19 protein-coding genes are annotated in these 18,869 nt (G+C 74.6%); 10 read left to right on the top strand and 9 right to left on the bottom strand.

Going from position 1 to position 18,869, the window contains the following annotated elements:
• The first annotated feature begins 11 nt into the window (after positions 1-11).
• The 4 genes from ACGFNF_RS03245 (at position 12) to ACGFNF_RS03230 (ending at position 2,792) form a co-directional block, all read left to right on the top strand.
• Positions 12-683, top strand: coding sequence for a response regulator transcription factor (locus ACGFNF_RS03245; RefSeq protein WP_393165433.1), 672 nt, complete (start codon positions 12-14; stop codon positions 681-683).
• Positions 684-703: 20 nt separating this feature from the next.
• The gene (locus ACGFNF_RS03240) at positions 704-1,927 is read left to right on the top strand and encodes a sensor histidine kinase (protein ID WP_393165849.1); all 1,224 of its coding nucleotides are present in this window, start codon (positions 704-706) and stop codon (positions 1,925-1,927) included.
• Positions 1,928-2,094: 167 nt separating this feature from the next.
• Positions 2,095-2,409: a VOC family protein gene (locus ACGFNF_RS03235; protein ID WP_393165431.1), complete on the top strand. Its 315-nt coding sequence runs from the start codon at positions 2,095-2,097 to the stop codon at positions 2,407-2,409.
• A complete protein-coding gene (locus ACGFNF_RS03230) occupies positions 2,406-2,792 on the top strand; it encodes a VOC family protein (RefSeq protein ID WP_393165429.1) in 387 nt (128 codons plus the stop codon). The genes ACGFNF_RS03235 and ACGFNF_RS03230 overlap by 4 nt, the downstream gene beginning before the upstream one ends.
• 53 nt (positions 2,793-2,845) lie before the next feature.
• Here the strand turns inward: ACGFNF_RS03230 and ACGFNF_RS03225 are convergent, their stop codons facing one another.
• From ACGFNF_RS03225 to ACGFNF_RS03205, 5 genes are all read right to left on the bottom strand, one after another.
• Positions 2,846-3,712, bottom strand: a complete 867-nt coding sequence (locus ACGFNF_RS03225) for a hypothetical protein (RefSeq protein WP_393165427.1) — start codon at positions 3,710-3,712, stop codon at positions 2,846-2,848.
• 107 nt (positions 3,713-3,819) lie between these two features.
• Positions 3,820-4,926, bottom strand: coding sequence for a hypothetical protein (locus ACGFNF_RS03220; RefSeq protein WP_393165425.1), 1,107 nt, complete (start codon positions 4,924-4,926; stop codon positions 3,820-3,822).
• Between the two features lie 159 nt (positions 4,927-5,085).
• Complete coding sequence (locus ACGFNF_RS03215; RefSeq protein ID WP_357578764.1) at positions 5,086-7,155, bottom strand: 3-hydroxyacyl-CoA dehydrogenase NAD-binding domain-containing protein; 2,070 nt, start codon at positions 7,153-7,155, stop codon at positions 5,086-5,088.
• Positions 7,152-8,348 (bottom strand): thiolase family protein, encoded by a 1,197-nt coding sequence (locus tag ACGFNF_RS03210; protein WP_151457454.1) that lies wholly within the window; start codon positions 8,346-8,348, stop codon positions 7,152-7,154. Before ACGFNF_RS03210 ends, ACGFNF_RS03215 begins: the two co-directional genes overlap by 4 nt.
• 155 nt (positions 8,349-8,503) lie before the next feature.
• Positions 8,504-9,832: a ribonuclease D gene (locus tag ACGFNF_RS03205; protein WP_393165423.1), complete on the bottom strand. Its 1,329-nt coding sequence runs from the start codon at positions 9,830-9,832 to the stop codon at positions 8,504-8,506.
• A 207-nt stretch (positions 9,833-10,039) separates the two neighbouring features.
• On the opposite strand from ACGFNF_RS03205, the gene ACGFNF_RS03200 reads away from it, so the two are divergent.
• Together ACGFNF_RS03200 and ACGFNF_RS03195 are read left to right on the top strand one after the other, a co-directional pair.
• Positions 10,040-11,248, top strand: coding sequence for a trypsin-like peptidase domain-containing protein (locus tag ACGFNF_RS03200; protein ID WP_393165421.1), 1,209 nt, complete (start codon positions 10,040-10,042; stop codon positions 11,246-11,248).
• Between the two features lie 76 nt (positions 11,249-11,324).
• A complete protein-coding gene (locus ACGFNF_RS03195; RefSeq protein WP_357578767.1) occupies positions 11,325-12,164 on the top strand; it encodes a hypothetical protein in 840 nt (279 codons plus the stop codon).
• A 17-nt stretch (positions 12,165-12,181) separates the two neighbouring features.
• Here ACGFNF_RS03195 and ACGFNF_RS03190 read toward each other — a convergent pair whose 3' ends face one another.
• Positions 12,182-12,754, bottom strand: coding sequence for a DUF3000 domain-containing protein (locus tag ACGFNF_RS03190; protein WP_393165419.1), 573 nt, complete (start codon positions 12,752-12,754; stop codon positions 12,182-12,184).
• A gap of 231 nt (positions 12,755-12,985) precedes the next feature.
• On the opposite strand from ACGFNF_RS03190, the gene hemE reads away from it, so the two are divergent.
• The 3 genes from hemE to hemQ are packed head-to-tail and all read left to right on the top strand — an operon-like array spanning position 12,986 to position 16,196.
• The gene (gene hemE, locus ACGFNF_RS03185; protein WP_393165417.1) at positions 12,986-14,083 is read left to right on the top strand and encodes a uroporphyrinogen decarboxylase; all 1,098 of its coding nucleotides are present in this window, start codon (positions 12,986-12,988) and stop codon (positions 14,081-14,083) included.
• 5 nt (positions 14,084-14,088) lie between these two features.
• A complete protein-coding gene (gene hemG, locus ACGFNF_RS03180; RefSeq protein ID WP_393165415.1) occupies positions 14,089-15,498 on the top strand; it encodes a protoporphyrinogen oxidase in 1,410 nt (469 codons plus the stop codon).
• On the top strand, positions 15,495-16,196 hold the full coding sequence (gene hemQ, locus ACGFNF_RS03175) for a hydrogen peroxide-dependent heme synthase (RefSeq protein ID WP_357578771.1): 702 nt from the start codon (positions 15,495-15,497) through the stop codon (positions 16,194-16,196). The genes hemG and hemQ overlap by 4 nt, the downstream gene beginning before the upstream one ends.
• Before the next feature lie 205 nt (positions 16,197-16,401).
• Here the strand turns inward: hemQ and ACGFNF_RS03170 are convergent, their stop codons facing one another.
• The 3 genes from ACGFNF_RS03170 to ACGFNF_RS03160 all read right to left on the bottom strand — a co-directional run bounded on the left by ACGFNF_RS03170 (position 16,402) and on the right by ACGFNF_RS03160 (position 18,414).
• On the bottom strand, positions 16,402-17,487 hold the full coding sequence (locus tag ACGFNF_RS03170) for a lytic polysaccharide monooxygenase (RefSeq protein WP_393165413.1): 1,086 nt from the start codon (positions 17,485-17,487) through the stop codon (positions 16,402-16,404).
• 112 nt (positions 17,488-17,599) lie between these two features.
• A complete protein-coding gene (locus ACGFNF_RS03165) occupies positions 17,600-18,058 on the bottom strand; it encodes a GNAT family N-acetyltransferase (protein ID WP_393165411.1) in 459 nt (152 codons plus the stop codon).
• A gap of 95 nt (positions 18,059-18,153) precedes the next feature.
• Entirely contained in the window at positions 18,154-18,414 is a 261-nt protein-coding gene (locus ACGFNF_RS03160; protein ID WP_151457740.1) for a Prokaryotic metallothionein, read from the bottom strand.
• Positions 18,415-18,575: 161 nt separating this feature from the next.
• Between ACGFNF_RS03160 and ACGFNF_RS03155 the strand changes: the two genes are divergently transcribed.
• On the top strand, positions 18,576-18,851 hold the full coding sequence (locus ACGFNF_RS03155; protein WP_132233095.1) for an isoamylase early set domain-containing protein: 276 nt from the start codon (positions 18,576-18,578) through the stop codon (positions 18,849-18,851).
• Positions 18,852-18,869: the final 18 nt, after the last annotated feature.

Here is an 18,869-nt window from a genome sequence, read left to right as displayed (position 1 = left end):
GGAGGCCGGGGATGCGGGTACTGGTGGTCGAGGACGAGCGCAACCTCGCCGACGCGATCGCGCGGGGGCTGCGCAAGCGGGGGATGGCGGTGGACGTCGCCTACGACGGCGACAGCGGCCACGAGATGGCGTTCGTCACGCGGTACGACGTGGTGGTGCTCGACCGGGACCTGCCCGGCGTGCACGGTGACCAGATCTGCGCCGAGCTGGCCGCCTCCGGCACGCTCACCCGGGTGCTGATGCTGACCGCCAGCGGCACCGTCGCCGACCGGGTGGAGGGGCTGCAACTCGGCGCGGACGACTACCTGCCGAAGCCGTTCGCCTTCGACGAGCTGGTCGCCCGGGTGCAGGCGCTCGGCCGCCGGGCCACCCCGGCCGCGCCGCCGGTGCTCGAACTCGCCGATCTGGTCCTCGACCCGGCCCGCCGGGTGGCCACCCGCAGCGGCCAGCCGGTCGACCTGACCAACAAGGAGTTCGGCGTGCTCTGCGAGCTGCTCAAGGCGCGCGGCGCGGTGGTCTCCAGCGAGGAGCTGCTGGAACGGGTCTGGGACGCCAACACCGACCCGTTCACCACGATCGTCCGGGTCACCGTGATGACGCTGCGCAAGAAGCTCGGCGACCCGCCGCTGATCGAGACGGTGGTCGGTGCGGGCTACCGCACGGCGGAGGCGGGGGCGCTGTGAGCGCGAGGAGTGAGCCGGTCCTGCGAGCCCCGCAGGCGCGGACGAAGGCTGGTGCCGCGACCCGGCGGGCCGGGCTGCGGCCCACGCTGCGGCTGCGGCTGACCCTGCTCAACGGGGTGCTGCTGGTCGGCGCGGGCGCGATCCTGGTGCTGCTGGCCTGGCTGCTGGTCCGCGACGCGCTGCGCCCGACCGACGAGCTGCTGCCCGGCACCGTGGTGGTGCTGGCGGACGGCCGGTCGCTGGACGCCGCGCAGTGGCAGCGCCAACTGGTCGACGCCGCCAGCGCGGAGCTGCTGGTCAAGGGCCTGGTGGCGCTGCTGGCGATCAGCGTCGTCGGGGTGGCCGGCGCGTACGCGGTCGCCGGCCGGGCGCTGCGCCCGCTGCACCAGGTCACCGCCACCGCCCGCCGGTTGGGCGAGACCACCCTGGACCAGCGGATCGGCTATTCGGGCGCCGACGACGAGGTGGCCGAGCTGGCGGAGACCTTCGACGAGATGCTGGACCGCATCGCCGCCGCGTTCGAGGCGCAGAAGCGCTTCGTGGCCAACGCCTCGCACGAGCTGCGGACCCCCCTCGCGGTGATGCGTACCGAGATCGACGTGACGCTCAGCGACGACGAGGCGGACGCCGCCGAGTACCGCCGGATGGCCACCGTGGTCCGGGACGCCTCCGAGCGGGCCAACGGGCTGGTCGACGCCCTGCTGGTGCTCGCCCGCAGCGAGGCCCAGGCGGGTCGCCGGCTGGGCCGCCGCACCGAGTGCGACCTCGCCGCCGGCACCGCCAACGCCCTGTCGGCGGTACGCCGGGAGGTCGAGCGGATCAAGCTGCGGGTGCAGACCTCGCTGGAGCCCGCGCCGGTCGTCGGCGATCCCGGGCTGCTGGACCGGCTGGCCGGCAACCTGATCGAGAACGCGATCCGCTACAACCACCTGCACGGCCGGGTCTGGGTGCGTACCGGGTCGGACGGGTGCCGGTCGTGGCTGGTGGTGGGCAACACCGGTTTCGAGGTGGACCAGGCCGACGTGCCCGGCCTGTTCGAGCCGTTCCGGCGCGGCGGCCGGGAGCGTACCGGCGCGCGCGGCTCCGGCCTCGGGCTCTCGATCGTGCGGGCGGTCTGCGACGCGCACGGCGGCACCGTGAAGGTGGTCGCCCAGACCGGTGGCGGGCTGGAGGTCACGGTGACCCTGCCGGCGGCGGAGGCGGCCCCGGCGGTCACCGCCCAGGAGCCGGCCGCCCGGCGGTGACGGGCCACCCCGGGGTTGCGGGGAGTACGGACCCGATGGAAGGATCACGGCGTCAGCTCGAGAACCGGAGGGGGGTGCGTCGATGTTCACCGTCATGATCTCCGCGCCCCGTCTCGCCGGCTGACCCTCACGCACGCGGGGCGCCTTATCCCCAGCGGAGGAACTCCGTGTATCCACGGATCCACAACAGCAGTTTCGACTGTCACGACACCTACGCCCTCTCCGGCTCCTGGCCGGCGCTGCCCGGGTACGCCCGGCACGCCGACGACGCCCCCGGCGGTCCGGAGGCGGCGCTGCCAGCGCCGGACGGCACCACCCCGCACGTCTTCTTCCCACAGGTCCCCGTGGCCGGGTCGGTGAAGGACCGGGCGCGCTTCCGTCTCGAACCGGCCGGCCGGACCCGGGCGCGGGAGGCCGAGCGGATGCTCGGCGTCGGCGCGACGGAGCGGGCGGGTACGACCATCGAGGAGGAACACCCGTGAGCGCACGGATCCACAACGTCTGCATCGACTGCCGCGACACGTACGCGCTGTCCGGCTTCTGGGCGCAGGTCTTCGACTGCCCCCGCCAGCCGGACGACTTCCCCGGCGACCCGGAGGCCATGCTGCTGCCCCCGGGAGGACCGGAGGTGCTCTTCGTCGCGGTGCCGGACGGCAAGGAGGTGAAGAACCGCCTCCACCTCGACCTGGAGCCCACGGACCGGACCCGGGACGAGGAGGTCGAGCGCCTGGTGGGCATCGGTGCCACCCAGGTCGCCGACCAGCGCCGCCCCGACGGTTCGGGCTGGGTGGTGCTCGCCGACCCGGAGGGCAACGAGTTCTGCGTGCTGCGCAGCGCCGCCGAGCGGGCCGCCACGGCGGGCTGACGCGAAAGGGGCCCGTCCACCGTCGTGGGCGGGCCCCCTCGCTGCCGTACGGGTCAGGACTTCTGCTCGACCTGTCCCCGGATGGTGGCGAACTCGGCGTGGGCCTGCTGGCCCGTCTTGAAGTAGACGATGACCATGCCGACGCTGCCCTTGTCGCTCCACACGCAGACGCCGAGCGGCACGTCCTGCGCCTTGGCGTCGCCGCACTTGGCCTCGCCGCCGAGCGGCCCCGGATCCACGGTCTTCATCTCGCCCAGCCGCACGTCGCTGGTGCGCGCGCCCCTGATGGTGTCCTCGAGCGTCTTGACCGGGTCCGGGTTCAAGCCGGACGCGGCGGCGATCATCACGAGGTCTTTGCCGTTGAGGGTGCCGTAGAACTCGCCGACGGTGCTGCTGGCGCCGGGGATCGTCTTGTTGAGTTCCGCCTCGAGCTCCCGGGCGCCGGCCTGGAGGGTCGGGTCCGTCGCCCTGGGCCGCCCGGCGAGGGTCGCCGGCGCGACGACCCGGGTGCGGGTGGCGTCGACGGTCTCCTTCACGTCGTCCTTGACGGCGAAGGCGACGATCGCCGCGCCGCCCAGGCAGAGCACCAGCACCACGGCGAGCGAGATCAGCACGATCTTGCCGGCGTTCGACTTCCGCGGCGCCGGCGGGCCGCCGTACGCCCCCGACCCGCCCCCGTACGGCGGCGGCCCGTACCCGCTGGGCTGCGGTCCGTACCCGCCGGCTTGGGACGGTGGTCCGTACCCGCCGGGTTGTGCCGGCGGTGGTCCGTATCCGCCGGGCTGTGCCGGTGGCGGTCCGTATCCGCCGGGCTGTGCCGGTGGCGGTCCGTATCCGCCGGGCTGTGGCGGCGGGTACGAGCCGTACGGGCCGCCCCCGCCGTCCGGCGGCGGGTAGGAGTTGGCGGGTGGGTAGGACATCGGTCAGCTCCGGGTCTGCGCGAGGGAGATGGTGATTCGTGCGGCCCCGGCCACGCCCGACGCCCCGCGTCGGTCGTGGACGGCGGCGCGCACCGGGCGGGTGCCGGTCAGTACTTCTGCTCGATCTGGCTGCGGAAGGCGACGAACTCCGCCGCCGTGGCCGCCGAGGAGGAGAAGAACATCACGATGAGCCCGACGCTGCCGTGGTCGGCCCAGGCGCAGACGCCCAGCGGCACGCCGGCGGACTCGCCGTCGCCGCACTTGGCCAGGCCGCCGAGCGGCCCGGGGGCGATGGTGGTCAACCGCTTGACGGCCAGGTCCTTCGAGATGCCCTTGACGGCGTCGTCGAGCTCCCTTTCCGGGTTGAGCACGAAGGTACTGGCGGCGATCACCATGACCATGTTTCGCTCGTCGGCGCTGCCGTAGAAGGCACCGGCGACGCCGGTCTCGCCGCGTACCGAGGACCGCAGCTCGCGGACCATGTCGTCGGCGGCCTTCCGCAGGGTCGGCTCGGTGCTCTTCGGACGGCCCCCGAGGGTCTCCGGCGTGACGACCCTGATCTGCGGGGCGTCGCTGGACTCCGGCGACGGGGAGGCTTCGGACGAGGTGTCGGCGCTCGGCGTGGCGCTTGGCGCCGCCGCGGTCGGGGACGCGGTCGGCGTGGGCCTGGGGTCGGCGCCCTGATCGCCCTCGTACGCGAGGAAGGCGATGCCACCTCCGCCGAGGCAGAGCACCAGCAGCCCGACGATGCCGAGGGACAGCACCAGCTGGTGGGGCCTCGCCGGCCGGCCCGCGCCGGGAGGGGGCGGCGGGTAGCCGGCGTACGGGCTGGCCGGGAACCCGCCCTGCGGCGTCACGGGATAGCCGCCGTACGGCTGGGTGGGGTGCGGCTGGGCCGACGTGGGACCGGGGTACGGCTGGCCCGAGGTGGGCCCGGGGTGCGGCTGGGCCGAGGTGGGCCCCGGGTACGGCTGGGCGGACGTGGGCCCCGGGTACGGCTGGGCGGAGGTGGGTCCGGGGTGCGGCTGGGCCTGCGGGGGGTGGGGGTGCGGCGTGGTGGGCCAGCCGCCACCCGCCGGCGGCTGCCCGCCCGGCGGGGAGGCCCAGCCATCCGCGGGCGGTGCCGGGTAACCGTCCGGTCGCGGCGGATGGAAGTCGTAGTGGGCGTCGTGCTCCGGCTGCCCGGACCAGGGATCGACCGGCGGTGAGGACATGATCAGCTCCAGGCGAGGGTGCGAACGGGTGATCGTAGCCAGCCACGGCACGCTACCGCTGTCCCGACCCCGACCGTATCGGCCGCAACGACGAACGCGGTGGCCACCTCCATCCAAGCTGGACGGGGCAACCACCGCGAACGCGGGGGGCGGTGTGGATCAGGCGGGGAGGCTGGCCACCCCGTGCGGCAGGAACCGCTGGCCGGTGACCCGCTCCGAGGTGCCGGTCCGGTCCAGGTACGGCGTGATGCCGCCCAGGTGGAACGGCCAACCCGCGCCGAGGATCATGCACAGGTCGATGTCCTGCGCCTCGGCGACGACGCCCTCGTCGAGCATGAGCCGGATCTCCTGCGCCAGCGCGTCGAGCGCGTTCTGGCGCACCTGCTCGGCGGTGAGCGGCTGGTCGCCCACCACGAGCAGCTTGGCCACCTCGTCGTTGATCTGGTCGTCGACGACGATCGGCTGACCGGAGTCGGCGATCCGCTTGAGGTTCTCGCTCACGCCGAAGCGGTCCGGGAACGCGGCGTGCAGGGTGCCGCCCACGTGGTACGCGACGGCCGGCCCGACGAGCTGGAGCAGGGCGAGCGGGCGCATCGGCAGGCCCAGCGGGTCCAGCGCGCTGTTGGCCACGTCCAGCGGGGTGCCCGCGTCCACGGCGGCGAAGACGGTGCCGAGGAAGCGGGTGAGCAGCCGGTTGACCACGAACGCCGGGGCGTCGGAGACCAGCACGGAGGACTTCTTCAGCTGCTTGCCGACCGCGAACGCGGTGGCGAGCGTGGCGTCGTCGGTGCGCTCGCCCCGGACGATCTCCAGCAGCGGCAGCACCGCGACCGGGTTGAAGAAGTGGAAGCCGACCACCCGCTCGGGGTGCTCCAGCTCCTCGGCCATCGCCGTGATCGACAGGGAGGAGGTGTTGGTGGCAAGCACCGCCTCCGGCTTGACGATCTTCTCCAGCTCGGCCCAGACCTGCTTCTTGACGGCGAGATCCTCGAAGACCGCCTCGATGACGAAGTCGGCATCGGCGAAGGCGCCCTTGTCGACAGAGCCGCTGACCAGGCCGTACAGCTTGGCGGCCGTGCCCTTGTCCATCCGGCCCTTGCTGACGGCCTTCTCGATCTGGGTGTGCACGTAGCCGACGCCCTTGTCCACCCGGGCCTGGTCCAGGTCGGTCATGACGACCGGCACCTGGAGGCGGCGGGCGAAGAGCAGGGCGAGCTGGCTGGCCATCAGGCCGGCGCCGACGATGCCCACCTTGGTGACCGGGCGGGCCAGCCCCTTGTCCGGCGCGCCGGCCGGCCGCTTGGCCCGCCGCTGCGCCAGGTCGAACGCGTAGAGGCCGCTGCGCAGCTCCTCGGAGAAGACCAGGTCCGCGAGGGCCTCGTCCTCGGCGGCGGTGCCGGTGGCGAAGTCGGCGTCCTTCGCCGTCTCCAGCAGGTCCAGCGCCTTGTACGCGGCCGGGACCGCGCCGTGCAGCCGCTGGTCGAGGGTCTGCCGGGCGAAGTAGAGCACGCCCGCCCACATGTCCTTGTCGACCTCGGGCCGGGTCACGGTGACCTCGCCCCGGACGACGCCGGCCGCCCACTCCAGGGACCGCTCCAGGAAGTCCGCCGGCTCCAGCAGCACGTCCGCGATGCCCATCTCGGCGGCCTGCTTCGGCTTGAGCATCTTGTTCTGCATCAGCGGGTTCTGGATGATCACCTGCGTCGCCGCCGGGATGCCGATCAGGTTCGGCAGCAGCTGGGTGCCGCCCCAGCCCGGGACGAGGCCGAGGAAGACCTCGGGCAGCGCCAGCGCCGCCGCACCGCCGGAGAGCGTCCGGTAGTGGCAGTGCAGCGCCAGCTCCAGGCCGCCACCCATCGCCGCGCCGTTGACGAAGGCGAAGGTCGGAACCTCGCTGTCCTTGAGCCGGGCGAAGACCCGGTGGCCGAGCCGCCCGATCTCCAGTGCCTGCTCGCGGTCGGCGAGCTGCGGGAGGCTGGTGAGGTCCGCGCCCACGCAGAAGACGTACGGCTTGCCGGTGACCGCGACGAACGCCGGGTTCGCGGCCAGGGCGGCGGTGATCGCCTCGTCCAGGCTGGTCAGGCCGCCCGGGCCGAAGCTGTTGGGCTTGGTGTGGTCGAAGCCGTTGTCGAGGGTGATCAGGGCGGCCGGCCGGTCCAGCCCCGGTACGTTCACCTGGCGCAGCAGCGCCCGGGTGACGACCTCGTTCGGTGCGGCGAGCGCGCTCACTTGTCTCCACCCTCCCAGTGCGGGTTCTCCCAGATGACCGTGCCGCCCATGCCGATGCCGATGCACATGGCGGTGACGCCGTAGCGGACCTCGGGGTGCTCGGCGAACTGCCGGGCGAGCTGGGTCATCAGCCGCACGCCCGAGGAGGCGAGCGGGTGGCCGATGGCGATCGCGCCGCCCCACGGGTTGACCCGCGGGTCGTCGTCGGCGATGCCGAAGTGGTCGAGGAAGGCGAGCACCTGCACGGCGAACGCCTCGTTCAGCTCGAACAGGCCGATGTCGTCGATGGTCAGGCCGGCGAGGCGCAGCGCCTTCTCCGTCGACGGGATCGGGCCGACGCCCATCACCTCGGGCTCGACGCCGACGAAGCCGAACGACACCAGCCGCATGGCGACCGGCAGGCCCAGCTCGCGGGCCACGTCCTCGGAGGCGAGCAGGCTGGCGGTGGCGCCGTCGTTCAGGCCGGCCGCGTTGCCCGCGGTCACCTTGCCGTGCGGGCGGAACGGGGTCTTCAGGGTGGCGAGCTTCTCCAGCGAGGTGTCCCGGGGGGCCTCGTCGACAGTGGCCATGCCCCAGGCGTTCTCCTCGTCGCGGACCGCCACGGACACCAGGTCGTCCTGGAGCTTGCCGTTGGCGTACGCCTTGGCGGTCTTCTGCTGCGAGGCGAGCGCGAACGCGTCGGTGCGCGCCTTGGTGATGTGCGGGACCCGGTCGTGCAGGTTCTCCGCGGTCGCGCCCATGACCAGCGCGGACGGGTCGACGAGCTTCTCGGCGACGATCCGCGGGTTGGGGTCGACGCCCTCGCCCATCGGGTGGCGGCCCATGTGCTCGACACCGCCGGCGATCGCGACGTCGTAGGCGCCCATGGCGATGCCGCTGGCGACGGTGGTCACCGCGGTCATGGCGCCGGCGCACATCCGGTCGATCGCGAAGCCGGGGACGGTCTTGGGCAGGCCCGCCAGCAGGGCGGCGGTCCGGCCGATGGTCAGGCCCTGGTCGCCGATCTGGGTGGTGGCGGCGATCGCGACCTCCTCGACCCGCTCCGGCGGCAGCTGCGGGTTACGGCGCAGCAGCTCGCGGATGCAGCGGATCACCAGGTCGTCGGCGCGGGTGTTGGCGTACATGCCACCCGCCTTGCCGAACGGGGTACGGACGCCGTCGACGAAGACGACATCCCGAACTTCACGGGGCACTTGAGCCTCCTCTTCGACCTGATCCGGCCTGGGTGCCGGCAGGCGGCACTACGGACCGGACGAAGGTCGCCGGCACGGGCGTGTTCCTCCGGATGCTACTCGCCAGTAACCAACACTGGCACCCGCCCCCGTGTGGCCCACCCCACACCGCCGGGTCAAGGGGCGGGGGGCGGATCGGTGAGGGCCTCCGTGAGGGCGGGAAGGAGCAGGGCGATCTGCCACTCGCGGGCGTTGAAGCCCCGGAGGGTCTCCGCGACGGCCGCCTCCGTGACCTCCTCCGGGGGCACCCACGCCAGCCGGCGGATCGAGTCGGGGGCGATCAGGTTCTCCGGCGGCAGCTGGTGCGCGCCGGCGATCCGGACCACCACCTCCCGGCAGCGGGCCAGCCGGGCCGCCGCCACCGGGTCCCGTTCCGCCCAGCGGTGCGGCGGCGGGGGACCCTCGACCGTCGGGGCGACCGGCAGCGCGTCCTCGGGCAGCTGCCGCGCGTCGTCGAGCGCGGCGAGCCAGGTGCGGGCCAGCCGGCGCACCGAGCGGCCACCGAAGCCGGGCAGGGTGAGCAGGGTCTTCTCGTCCCTCGGATCCAGCTCCGCCGCCGCGACGATGGCCGAGTCCGGCAGCACCCGCCCCGGGGCGGCGTCGCGCCGCGCGGCGATCTGGTCCCGCGCGTACCAGAGGGAACGGACGCGGGCCTGGGCCCGCGCGCCGCGCACCCGGTGGATGCCGGACGTGCGGCGCCACGGCTCGGCCCGCACCCTCGGCGGCCGGGCGCCGGTGCGGACCAGCGCGGCGAACTCCTCCACCGCCCACGCGGACTTGCCCTGCCGGGCCAGCTCCTCGTCGAGCGCGTCGCGCAGGTCGACAAGCATCTCCACGTCGAGCGCGGCGTAGGTCAGCCAGGACTCCGGCAGCGGGCGGCTCGACCAGTCGGCCGCCGAGTGGTGCTTCTCCAGGCTGTAGCCGAGTAGCTGCTCGGTCAGCGCGGCGAGGCCGACCCGCTCGAATCCGGCCAGCCGGGCGGCCAGTTCGGTGTCGAACAGCCGGCGGGGCCGCAGCCCCAGCTCGGCCAGGCAGGGCAGGTCCTGGCTGGCGGCGTGCAGCACCCACTCGGCCTCGCCGATCACCGTGTCGAGGGCGCTCAGGTCGGGCAGCGGCAGCGGGTCGATCAGCGCCGTGCCGGAACCGGCCCGGCGCAGCTGCACCAGGTAGGCCCGCTGGCTGTAGCGGTAGCCGGAGGCGCGCTCGGCGTCGAGGGCGACGGGGCCGGTGCCTGCGGCGAAGCGGGCCACGACGTCGTCCAGCTCGCCGGGCGTGGCCGCCGGCTGGGGTGTGCCCTCGCGCGGGGCGGTCAGCGGAACGGGCCCGTCGGCGGTCGGTTCGGTCCCCGCGGCCTCCGGCTCCGGTCGGGCCGACGGCGGGTGGTGCGCATCGTTTCCCGTACGGCTTTCGGCGGGCCGACGGCGCAGGGGTGGTTCGTCGGTCACCTGACAACCCTAGTGCGCGACACGACGCGGTGGGTGAAGCCGGTCCGGTGTGTGTCGCCGGGCGACCGCCGGATGTCCTTCCGGGGCCGGACATAGGGGAAGACAAAGCCCGTTGACGCAGGTACGGTCCATCGGGCCGTTGCGCGGGTACGGCATCATCAGGGTCCGCGTGCGGAGCGGGGCGTCTACGGGGAGGGCAAGGCGATCATGACTGGCTACGGGTCGGCGGACAAGGGCCCGGCGGGACCGGGTGACGGCGGGTTCCCGCCGGGGACGGCCCGCCCCGGGCCACTGCCGCCCCGGATCGAGCCGGTCGGCTCCGCGTACCTGCCGCCGGGCGCCCCCGGGCAGCCCCCGGCCCCCCGCCCCGCCTGGTCGCCGCCGACGCAGCCGGGCCAGTGGGGCGCGGCCCCGGCCCCCGCCCCCGCCGCCGCACCCGCCGTCGGCAGTTGGGGACACGGCGGCGCGCCGTCCACCACCCCGGGCCCGTCGACGCCGCCCGGGGCCACCCCGGGGCCCGGCTGGCCCCCCGCGTCCGGGTCGACGCCGCCGGGTGTCCCCGGCCAGCCGCCCGCCCACGGCCACCCCCAGGGCCCCGGGCCGGGCCAGCCGTACCCCGCCGGGTCGGTGCCGGCGACGAAGGGGCGCGGGCTCACCGTCACCGCGCTCGTGCTCGCCGGCCTGCTGGCCGTGGTGACGGGCGTGCAGGCGTACCAGATCAACCGGCTCTCGAACCGGCTTGGCGACACCGACAGCAGGGTGGCGGCGGCGCAGGCGGCCGACGGCACCCGGCTCGACGGCCTGGAGTCCCGGGCGGGGGCGCTGGAGAAGCAGGCCGGCGCCGCGTTCAACCCGGAGGCCGTGGCCAGCGCCGTGCTGCCCAGCGTGTTCCGCGTCCGGGCCGGCAACTCCACCGGCACCGCCTTCGCGATCGGCAAGCCGGCCGCGGGCGGGGGCACCAACCTGTTCACCAACTACCACGTGGTGGACGCGCTCTGGCAGACCGGCGAGCGGGAGGTCTTCCTGGAGCGCACCGACCAGCGCTTCCCGGCGACCATCGTGCGCGTCGACGAGGCCAACGACGTCGCCCACCTGCGGACCAACGGCAAGTTCACCGGCCTGGTCGCGGCGCCCGCCGCGGTGAAGTCCGGGCAGCAGATCGTGGTCGTCGGCGCGCCGCTCGGCCTGGAGGACAGCGTCACCACCGGCGTGGTGAGCGCCTTCCGCGAGGCCGGCGGCGGCGAGGGCCCGGTCATCCAGTTCGACGCCCCGATCAACCCCGGCAACTCGGGCGGCCCGGTCATCAACGGCAGCAAGCAGGTCGTCGGCATCGCCACCGCCAAGGCCCGCAACGCCGAGGGGATCGGTCTCGCCGTACCCATCAAGGTCGCCTGCGACGGTTTCAAGATCTGCTGACCCCGTCAGCGCCCAACCCACCCCCTCGGCCCGGCCGCTCACGCGCCCGGACCAGCACCCGTGGAGGTAGAACGACATGTCCCAGCCACCGACCGGGCCGGAGGGCTACCCGCCGTACCCGCCGGCCGCGCCCGGTCAGCCGCCGTCGGGCGGCGCCCCGCACGGCACCACCTACGGCAGCCCGCGCCCGTACACGCCCGAACAGCAGGACGCCGGCCAGCAGTACGCCCCGGCGCCGCAGCAGTACAACCCGGCCCCGTCCGCCGGCTACCCGCAGTCCGCGCCGCCGGCCGGGCCCTCCGGATACCCGCAGTCGGCTCCGCCGGCGTCGCCCGGCTACGGCCCCGGCAGCGCGTCGCCCCACGCCGGTCAGGCCTCCGGCGGGCCGGCCTTCGGGCAGCCGATGTCGGTCCCCCCGGCCTCCGGGCCGGCCTTCGGACAGCCGATGTCCGCCCCGCCCGGCTCCGCCCCGCCCTTCGGCGCCCCCGCGCCCGGCGGCCCCCGCAAGAGCCACAAGGTGCTCGTCCTGGCGGTCGTGGCCGGGCTGCTCTTCGTCCTCGGCGGGGTGATGACCGGCCTGTTCGTGTCGACCACCAACGAGCTGGACCGGACCGAGAAGAAGATGGCCAGCGAGGTCAGCCAGCGCGACGGCACCATCACGGCGAACGGCAAGGAGATCGAGAAGCTCAAGACCGACCTCCAGGCGGTCCGGGACAAGCTCGGCGACACCGAGCAGGACCTCACCGGCACCCGCAACGACCGGGACGAGCAGGCCCGGCAGAAGAAGGTCATCGCCAACTGCCTCGACAAGCTCACCACCGCGCTCGCCGCGGCGGCGAACGGCAACAAGGCGGCCTACGACAGGGCCATCCAGGGCATGGATAAGGTCTGCAACGAGGCCGAGAAGTATCTGTGAGGTGACCCGTCGCGGGGTCAGGCCGCGCCGGCGGGGCGACGCTCCGGCAGCGCGGTCACCCCGGGCGGGGGAAGCCCGGCGGTCGAGGCCAGCAGCGCGCACCAGGCCAGCAGGTGCGGGGCGAGATCGTCGTCGACAGGCGTCCAGGAGGCGCGGATCTCGATGTCGCCGGCGGCGGGCGGCCCGGCCAGGTCGCCGAAGCGCGTCGACATGGTCTGGGTGATGGTGCCGCCGATCGCCCGGTGCTCCGCGTCCTGCGCATCAAGCGCGTCGGTCAGCCACGTCCAGCCCACCCCCGGCAGCAGCGGGTCGGCGGCCAGGTCGACCTCCAGCTCCGCCGTCACGTAGGTGACCAGCCGCAGGGTGCCCTGCCACGCCTCGTGGCCGGCCGGGTCGTGCAGCAGGATGAGCCGCCCGGAGGCCACCTCCTCGCCGTCGCGCAGGACGGTGGCGGAGAGCGCGAAGGCGTACGGGGCGAGCCGCTGCGGCGCGCCGACCTCCTCCAGCACGATCTCCGACCGGGGCGCCGCGGACCGCAGCCCGGTGACCGCGCGGGCGAAGGTCTCCGGGAGCGCGATCGGGGGGGCCATGCCGGCAGCCTATGCCGCCGGCCGCCCGCCCGCCCGAGAGGCGCGCCGACGCCGTCCGACGTCGGGGCCGCCGCCACCGCCCGGCCGGGGCCGCCGCCACTGCCCGGCCGGGGCCGCAGCCGCCGCCTGGAGCGGGTGTCCCGTGGGTGTCCGCCGCCAGTGGGCTGACCCGGGTCACAAAAGGCGGCGCTGCCCGCTGCCGGTCGCGTCCCCCGTGGCACGATGGCCGCGATGAGCACCACGACGACGGGCGCCGACGCCCGAGACGAAGACCCCCGCCCCGGCGGACCGGCCGACTCGCCCTTCGTCCGGGCCTGCCGGCGTCAGCCCGGCCCGCACATCCCCGTCTGGTTCATGCGCCAGGCCGGCCGGTCGCTGCCGGAGTACCGCGCGATCAGGGCCAACGTGGCGATGCTGGAGTCCTGCCGCCGCCCCGACCTGGTCACCGAGATCACCCTCCAGCCGGTACGCCGGCACGGCGTGGACGCCGCGATCCTGTTCAGCGACATCGTGGTGCCGGTCGCCGCCGCCGGGGTGGACCTGGACATCGTGCCCGGCACCGGCCCGGTGGTCGCCGAGCCCGTGCGCACCCTGACCGACGTGGAGCGGATCCGGCCGATCACCCGCGACGACGTGTCGTACGTGGACGAGGCGGTCCGGATGCTCGTCGCCGAGCTGGGCGACACCCCGCTGATCGGCTTCGCCGGCGCGCCGTTCACCCTGGCCAGCTACCTGGTCGAGGGCGGCCCGTCGCGGACCCACGCGAAGACCAAGGCGATGATGTACGGCCAGCCGGAGCTGTGGCACGCGCTCTGCGGCCGGCTGGCCGAGGTGACGCTGGAGTTCCTGCGGGTGCAGGTGGCCGCCGGGGTCTCCGCGGTGCAGCTCTTCGACTCGTGGGCCGGCGCGCTGTCGGAGGCCGACTACCGCCGCTTCGTGCTGCCGCACTCGGCGGGCGTGCTGGCCGGGCTGGCCGACGCGGGCGTGCCCCGGATCCACTTCGGCGTGGGCACCGGCGAGCTGCTCGGCGCGATGGGCGAGGCCGGCGCCGACGTGGTGGGCGTCGACTGGCGTACGCCGCTGGACGCGGCGACCCGGCGGATCGGTCCGGAGCGGGCCGTGCAGGGCAACCTCGACCCGTGCGTGCTGTTCGCGCCGTGGCCGGTGGTCGAGGCCGAGGTGCGGCGGATCCTGGAGCAGGGCCGGGCCGCCCCCGGGCACGTGTTCAACCTGGGGCACGGGGTGCTGCCGGAGACCGACCCCGACGTGCTGACCCGGGTGGTCGCCCTGGTGCACGAGCTGTCCGCCGAGTCGGGCGACCGGGGCTGAGCGGCATGCGGGCGCCGTGGCGGGTGGCGGTGGTCGGCGGCGGGATCGCCGGGCTGGCCGCCGCGGTCCGGCTGCGCGACCGCGCTCCCGCCGGCACCGAGATCACGGTGTACGAGCAGTCCGGCGCGCTCGGCGGCAAACTGCGCACCGGGGAGCTGGCCGGCTCACCTGTGGAGTTCGGCGCCGAGTCGTTCCTGATGCGCGACCCGGCAGGGGGCGAGTCCGCGGCCGTGGCCCTGGTCCGCCGGCTCGGCCTGGGCGAGCGGATCGTGCACCCCACCGTCGGGCAGGCCGCGCTCGTGGTCGACGGTGGGCTGCGCCCGATCCCGGGCGGCACGCTGGTCGGCGTACCCGGGGACCTGGAGCGGGTGGCCACGGTCGCGCGGCCGGCGGCGGACGCCGACGTCGACGCCGGCCGTCCGCTGCTCGGCGCGGACGAGGACGTCTCCGTCGGCGCGCTGGTCCGGGCCCGGTTCGGCGACGAGGTGGTCGACCGGCTGGTCGACCCGATGCTCGGCGGCGTCTACGCCGGCCGGGCCGACGACCTCTCCCTGACCACCACCATGCCCGCGCTGGCCCGGTCCGCCCGGGTGGAGCACACCCTGGTGGGCGCGGTGCGCGCCGCGCAGGCCGCGGCCCCCCGCGCGCCGGGGGCGCCGGTCTTCGGCACCCTGGCCGGCGGGCTCAGCACGCTGGTCGAGGCCGCGGCGGCGGCCAGCGGGGCGACGATCCGGCGGGGCGCGGCGGTGCGCGAGCTGACCCCGACCGGGGCCGGGTGGCGGCTGACCGTCGGCCCCACCCGCGAGGCGGAGTCGGTCGACGTCGACGCCGTGGTGCTGGCCGTGCCGGCCCGCCCGGCGGCCCGGCTGCTCGGCGGCCCGGCCCCGCAGGTGGCCGAGGGCGTCGGCGGGCTGGACTACGCCAGCGTCGCGCTTGTCACCCTGGCGCTGCCCGAGCCGGAACTGCCGGAGCTGTCCGGCTTCCTGGTGCCGAGCACCGAGGGTCTGCTGATCAAGGCGTCGACCTTCTTCACCACCAAGTGGGGCCACCTGCGCCGCACCAACGGGCTGGCGCTCGTCCGCGCCTCCGTGGGCCGCTACGGCGAGGAACGGCAGGTGCAGCGCACCGACGAGGACCTGGCCGCCACCGTGCACCGGGAACTGTCGGCGGTGCTCGGCGTGCCGCTGCCCGCACCGGTCGCCGGCCACGTGCAGCGCTGGGGCGGGTCGCTGCCGCAGTACACCCCGGGGCACGCCGACCGGGTGGCCGCCGCGCGGGCGGCCCTGCGGGCGAGCCACCCGACCCTGGCCCTGGCCGGCGCCGGGTACGACGGGGTGGGCATCCCGATCTGCGTCCGCTCCGGCGAGACGGCGGCCGAGGAGATCATCACAGCACTGGGAGGACCGGGGACATGACCGAGCAGACCAACGCGGCCCGGCTGCGGGAGCTCAACGACAGCATCCGCTACACGATGTGGTCGGTGTACCGGGCCACCAGCCCGCTGCCGTCGCTGCGCGACAACGTCACCGGCGAGGTCGAGGCGCTCTTCGCGGAGCTGGCAGGCAAGGACGTGGTCGTCCGCGGCACGTACGACGTCTCGGGGCTGCGCGCCGACGCCGACCTGATGATCTGGTGGCACTCCGAGTCCAGCGACGACCTCCAGGACGCGTACCTGCGGTTCCGCCGCACGACGCTGGGTCGGGCGCTCACCCCGGTCTGGTCGCAGATGGCGCTGCACCGGCCGGCGGAGTTCAACAAGAGCCACATCCCGGCGTTCCTGGCCGGCGAGGAGGCGCGCTCCTACGTCTGCGTCTACCCGTTCGTCCGCTCCTACGAGTGGTACCTGCTGCCGGACGCCGAGCGGCGCGAGCTGCTCGCCGAGCACGGCAAGATGGCCCGCGGCTACCCGGACGTGCGGGCCAACACGGTCGCCTCGTTCGCGCTCGGCGACTACGAGTGGATGCTCGCGTTCGAGGCCGACGAGCTGCACCGGATCGTCGACCTGATGCGTGACCTGCGGGCCTCCGGCGCCCGCCGGCACGTTCGGGAGGAGATCCCGTTCTACACCGGTCGTCGCCGCTCGGTCGCCGACATCGTCAACGGCCTCGTCTGACGCACGACTGCCCGCCGCACCGCCGGGCGGTGGCGAGGTGGCGTTTCGGCCGCTGTCGAGCTGCCCCGTGGGGCGGGGCGGCGCGGTCCGGCGGCGGTCTCACCGGTGGGGCAGGTCGACAGCGGCCTGAGGGTGCCTACGCGGGCCGGCCGGGGTCGCGCCCGGAGGGAGTGGGCTGCGACCCCGGCCGGGGTTCCGGTGCGGATCAGACCACGGTCGTGCAGGTGGGTGTCGGCACGCTGTTGGTGCCGGACCACGAGCCGAGGAAGCCGAACGTGGTGCTCGCCCCGGGGGCCAGCGACCCGTTGTGCTCCGCGTTGCGGGCGACGACCCGCGTGCCGCTGGTGGTCACGGTCGCGTTCCACGCCGACGTGACCTGCTGGCCGTTGGCGTAGGTCCAGGTCACGGACCAGCCCCTGACGGCCCCACCACCGGCGGTCACCGTCACCTCGCCCTGGAAGCCTCCGGTCCACTGCCCGGTCACCCGGTACGTCGCCGTGCAGGCCCCGGCCGGCGGTGGGGTCGTGGGCGGCGGGGTGGTCGGCGGCGGCGTGGTGGGCGGGGGAGTGGTCGGCGGCGTCGTCGGCGGCGGGTTGGTCGGCCCGCCGGAGAAGTCGACGTCGCTGCACAGGTAGTACGACTGGTCGAGGTGGCTGGCCTGCCAGATGGTGTAGACGACGTGCCGCCCGGTCCGCCCCGGCGCGTTCGCCGGGATCTCGATGGACACGCCGGTGGGCTCCGGCTTCCACCCCGACGCCGGGGTGTTGCCGATCTGGCCGACCAGTTCCAGGTCGTCCCAGCCCAGCGGCTCGGTGAGCGCGTCGAAGCCCTGCCTGGTCACGTACACCCGGATGTAGTCCGCGCCGTGACTGGCCTGGTCGTACAGGCGGACCCGGAAGTTGCTGGAGACCGGGGCGGTCTTCCAGGCGCCGACCGTGTCGAGGGCGTTGTAGCGACCGCCCTCGGTCCGGCCGCCGGAGCAGAGCTGGCCGTTGGGGATGGCGGCCTGGTGGTTGCCGGCGACGCCCTCGCGGAACAGGCCGTTCCAGTTCCACATGGCGTTCGGGTTGGCCTGCCAGGCCTGCCAGCACATCGGGTCCTCGGTGGCCATCCGGGGATTCTGGAAGTCGCTGCCCCAGCGCTGCCAGCAGCCGTAGTTGCGTGACGCCGGGTCCACCACGGAGCCGTGCGCCGACACGGGGTTGGCCAGGGCCGTGGTCAGCAGCAGCACGGCGGTCGCCGCGACGGCGAGCAGCCACGCCAGGCGGGAGGTGCGAGGTTGAGTGGACATGGGGAGCCCCCGGGAGGAGAGGTCGGACGACGACGCCCGGACGGCCCGGGAGTTGCCCCTCCCGTGCGCGCTGCGTGGCTTCCGCGACGGCTCTGCCCGGAGGCTGCCATATTTATCGGCTTCGGTCAATGCCTTCCCGGCGCATCGGGGTGTGCGGGATGCCGTCCTCGACGTACTCGGGGCCGGCGACGGCGAAGCCGTGGCGGGCGTAGAGGCCGACCAGGTGGGACTGGGCCTCCAGCACGCAGGGGCGGTCGCCGACCAGCTCCAGCGCCGCGGCCATCAGCCGGCCCGCGTGCCCGCCGCCGCGCGCCTTCGGCGCCACCACCACCCGCCCGATCCGCGCCACGCCGCCCGGGTCGGCGAGGATCCGCAGGTACGCCAGGGGCGCGCCGCCGTCGTCGAGCCAGAGGTGACGGGTGCCCGGCTCGACGTCGCGCCCGTCGAGTTCCGGGTACGGACACGCCTGCTCCACCACGAACACGTCGATCCGGAGCCGGAGCAGGTCGTGGAAGGTGCGGGCGTCGAGTTCGGCGAACGAGGCGGTCCTCGGCACGGGGAGCTGTGGCACTCCCCGATGGTAGGCCGGGCCCGTGGGCCAGCCGCCCCGCGTGCCGCCGGTGCGCCCGGCCGGTCATTGCGGCGACGGCCGGCCGACCGCCGGCCTCAGGCGGGGCGGGCGCCTACCGCGTCGCGGATCTCGGCGCCCCGGGCGCCCTCCTCCGCGCGGGCGCAGTGCGCGCAGCAGAAGAACCGGCCGGACACCTCCACCCCGTGCCCGACGATCTTGACCTGGCAGTGCTCGCAGATCGGCGCCAGCTTGTGCGCGGCGCACTCGAAGCAGTCGAAGGTGTGCACGTCGCCGCTGACGGTCCGCACCTCGAACGCCATCCAGTAGTCGTTACCGCAGACCTCGCACGTCGCCACGACAGAACCCCCCGAAGGCCGACACGTTTCCCCGATCGTGCGGCAACCGGACCGGGCCGGGCGGGCGGATCGGCCCAGGTCACTCCGGGGTGGCGGCGTGTCGCCCCCGGCGTGTCGGGCGTTGTACCGGGTGACCGCGCGCGACCCCGGAGGAACACGACATGATCAAGCGGAACAAGCTCTTCGGCAACCAGGTACGGGTCACCTTCAGCCTGCCCCGCGACACCCCGCCCGGCCCGGTCAGCGTGGTCGGCTCCTTCAACGGCTGGGAGCCGGGGCGGCACGAACTCCTCCCGCGTCGGGACGGCACCCGGACGGTCACCGTGCGACTCGGCCCGGGGGAGTACCGCTTCCGCTACCTCGCCACCGGTGGCGTCTGGCTGGACGACGAGTCCGCCGACCGGGTGGACGAGCGGGGCAGCCTGTTGCTGCTCTGACGGTCACCCTGCGTGTGC

The organism is Micromonospora sp. NPDC048868 (assembly GCF_043198195.1).
GTDB lineage: Bacteria > Actinomycetota > Actinomycetes > Mycobacteriales > Micromonosporaceae > Micromonospora > Micromonospora reichwaldensis.
Note: the sequence above shows the minus strand (reverse complement) of the source record. Positions and strands in the feature narration are given on the sequence as shown.

Excerpts from the sequence above, each read along its gene's own strand:
- ACGFNF_RS03170 (WP_393165413.1), bottom strand. The coding sequence starts at position 17,487 with ATGTCCACTCAACCTCGCACCTCCCGCCTGGCGTGGCTGCTCGCCGTC.
- hemE (WP_393165417.1), top strand. The coding sequence starts at position 12,986 with ATGAGCACCACGACGACGGGCGCCGACGCCCGAGACGAAGACCCCCGC.
- ACGFNF_RS03190 (WP_393165419.1), bottom strand. The coding sequence starts at position 12,754 with ATGGCCCCCCCGATCGCGCTCCCGGAGACCTTCGCCCGCGCGGTCACC.
- hemQ (WP_357578771.1), top strand. The coding sequence starts at position 15,495 with ATGACCGAGCAGACCAACGCGGCCCGGCTGCGGGAGCTCAACGACAGC.
- ACGFNF_RS03225 (WP_393165427.1), bottom strand. The coding sequence starts at position 3,712 with ATGTCCTACCCACCCGCCAACTCCTACCCGCCGCCGGACGGCGGGGGC.
- ACGFNF_RS03195 (WP_357578767.1), top strand. The coding sequence starts at position 11,325 with ATGTCCCAGCCACCGACCGGGCCGGAGGGCTACCCGCCGTACCCGCCG.
- ACGFNF_RS03220 (WP_393165425.1), bottom strand. The coding sequence starts at position 4,926 with ATGTCCTCACCGCCGGTCGATCCCTGGTCCGGGCAGCCGGAGCACGAC.
- ACGFNF_RS03155 (WP_132233095.1), top strand. The coding sequence starts at position 18,576 with ATGATCAAGCGGAACAAGCTCTTCGGCAACCAGGTACGGGTCACCTTC.
- ACGFNF_RS03245 (WP_393165433.1), top strand. The coding sequence starts at position 12 with ATGCGGGTACTGGTGGTCGAGGACGAGCGCAACCTCGCCGACGCGATC.
- hemG (WP_393165415.1), top strand. The coding sequence starts at position 14,089 with ATGCGGGCGCCGTGGCGGGTGGCGGTGGTCGGCGGCGGGATCGCCGGG.
- ACGFNF_RS03200 (WP_393165421.1), top strand. The coding sequence starts at position 10,040 with ATGACTGGCTACGGGTCGGCGGACAAGGGCCCGGCGGGACCGGGTGAC.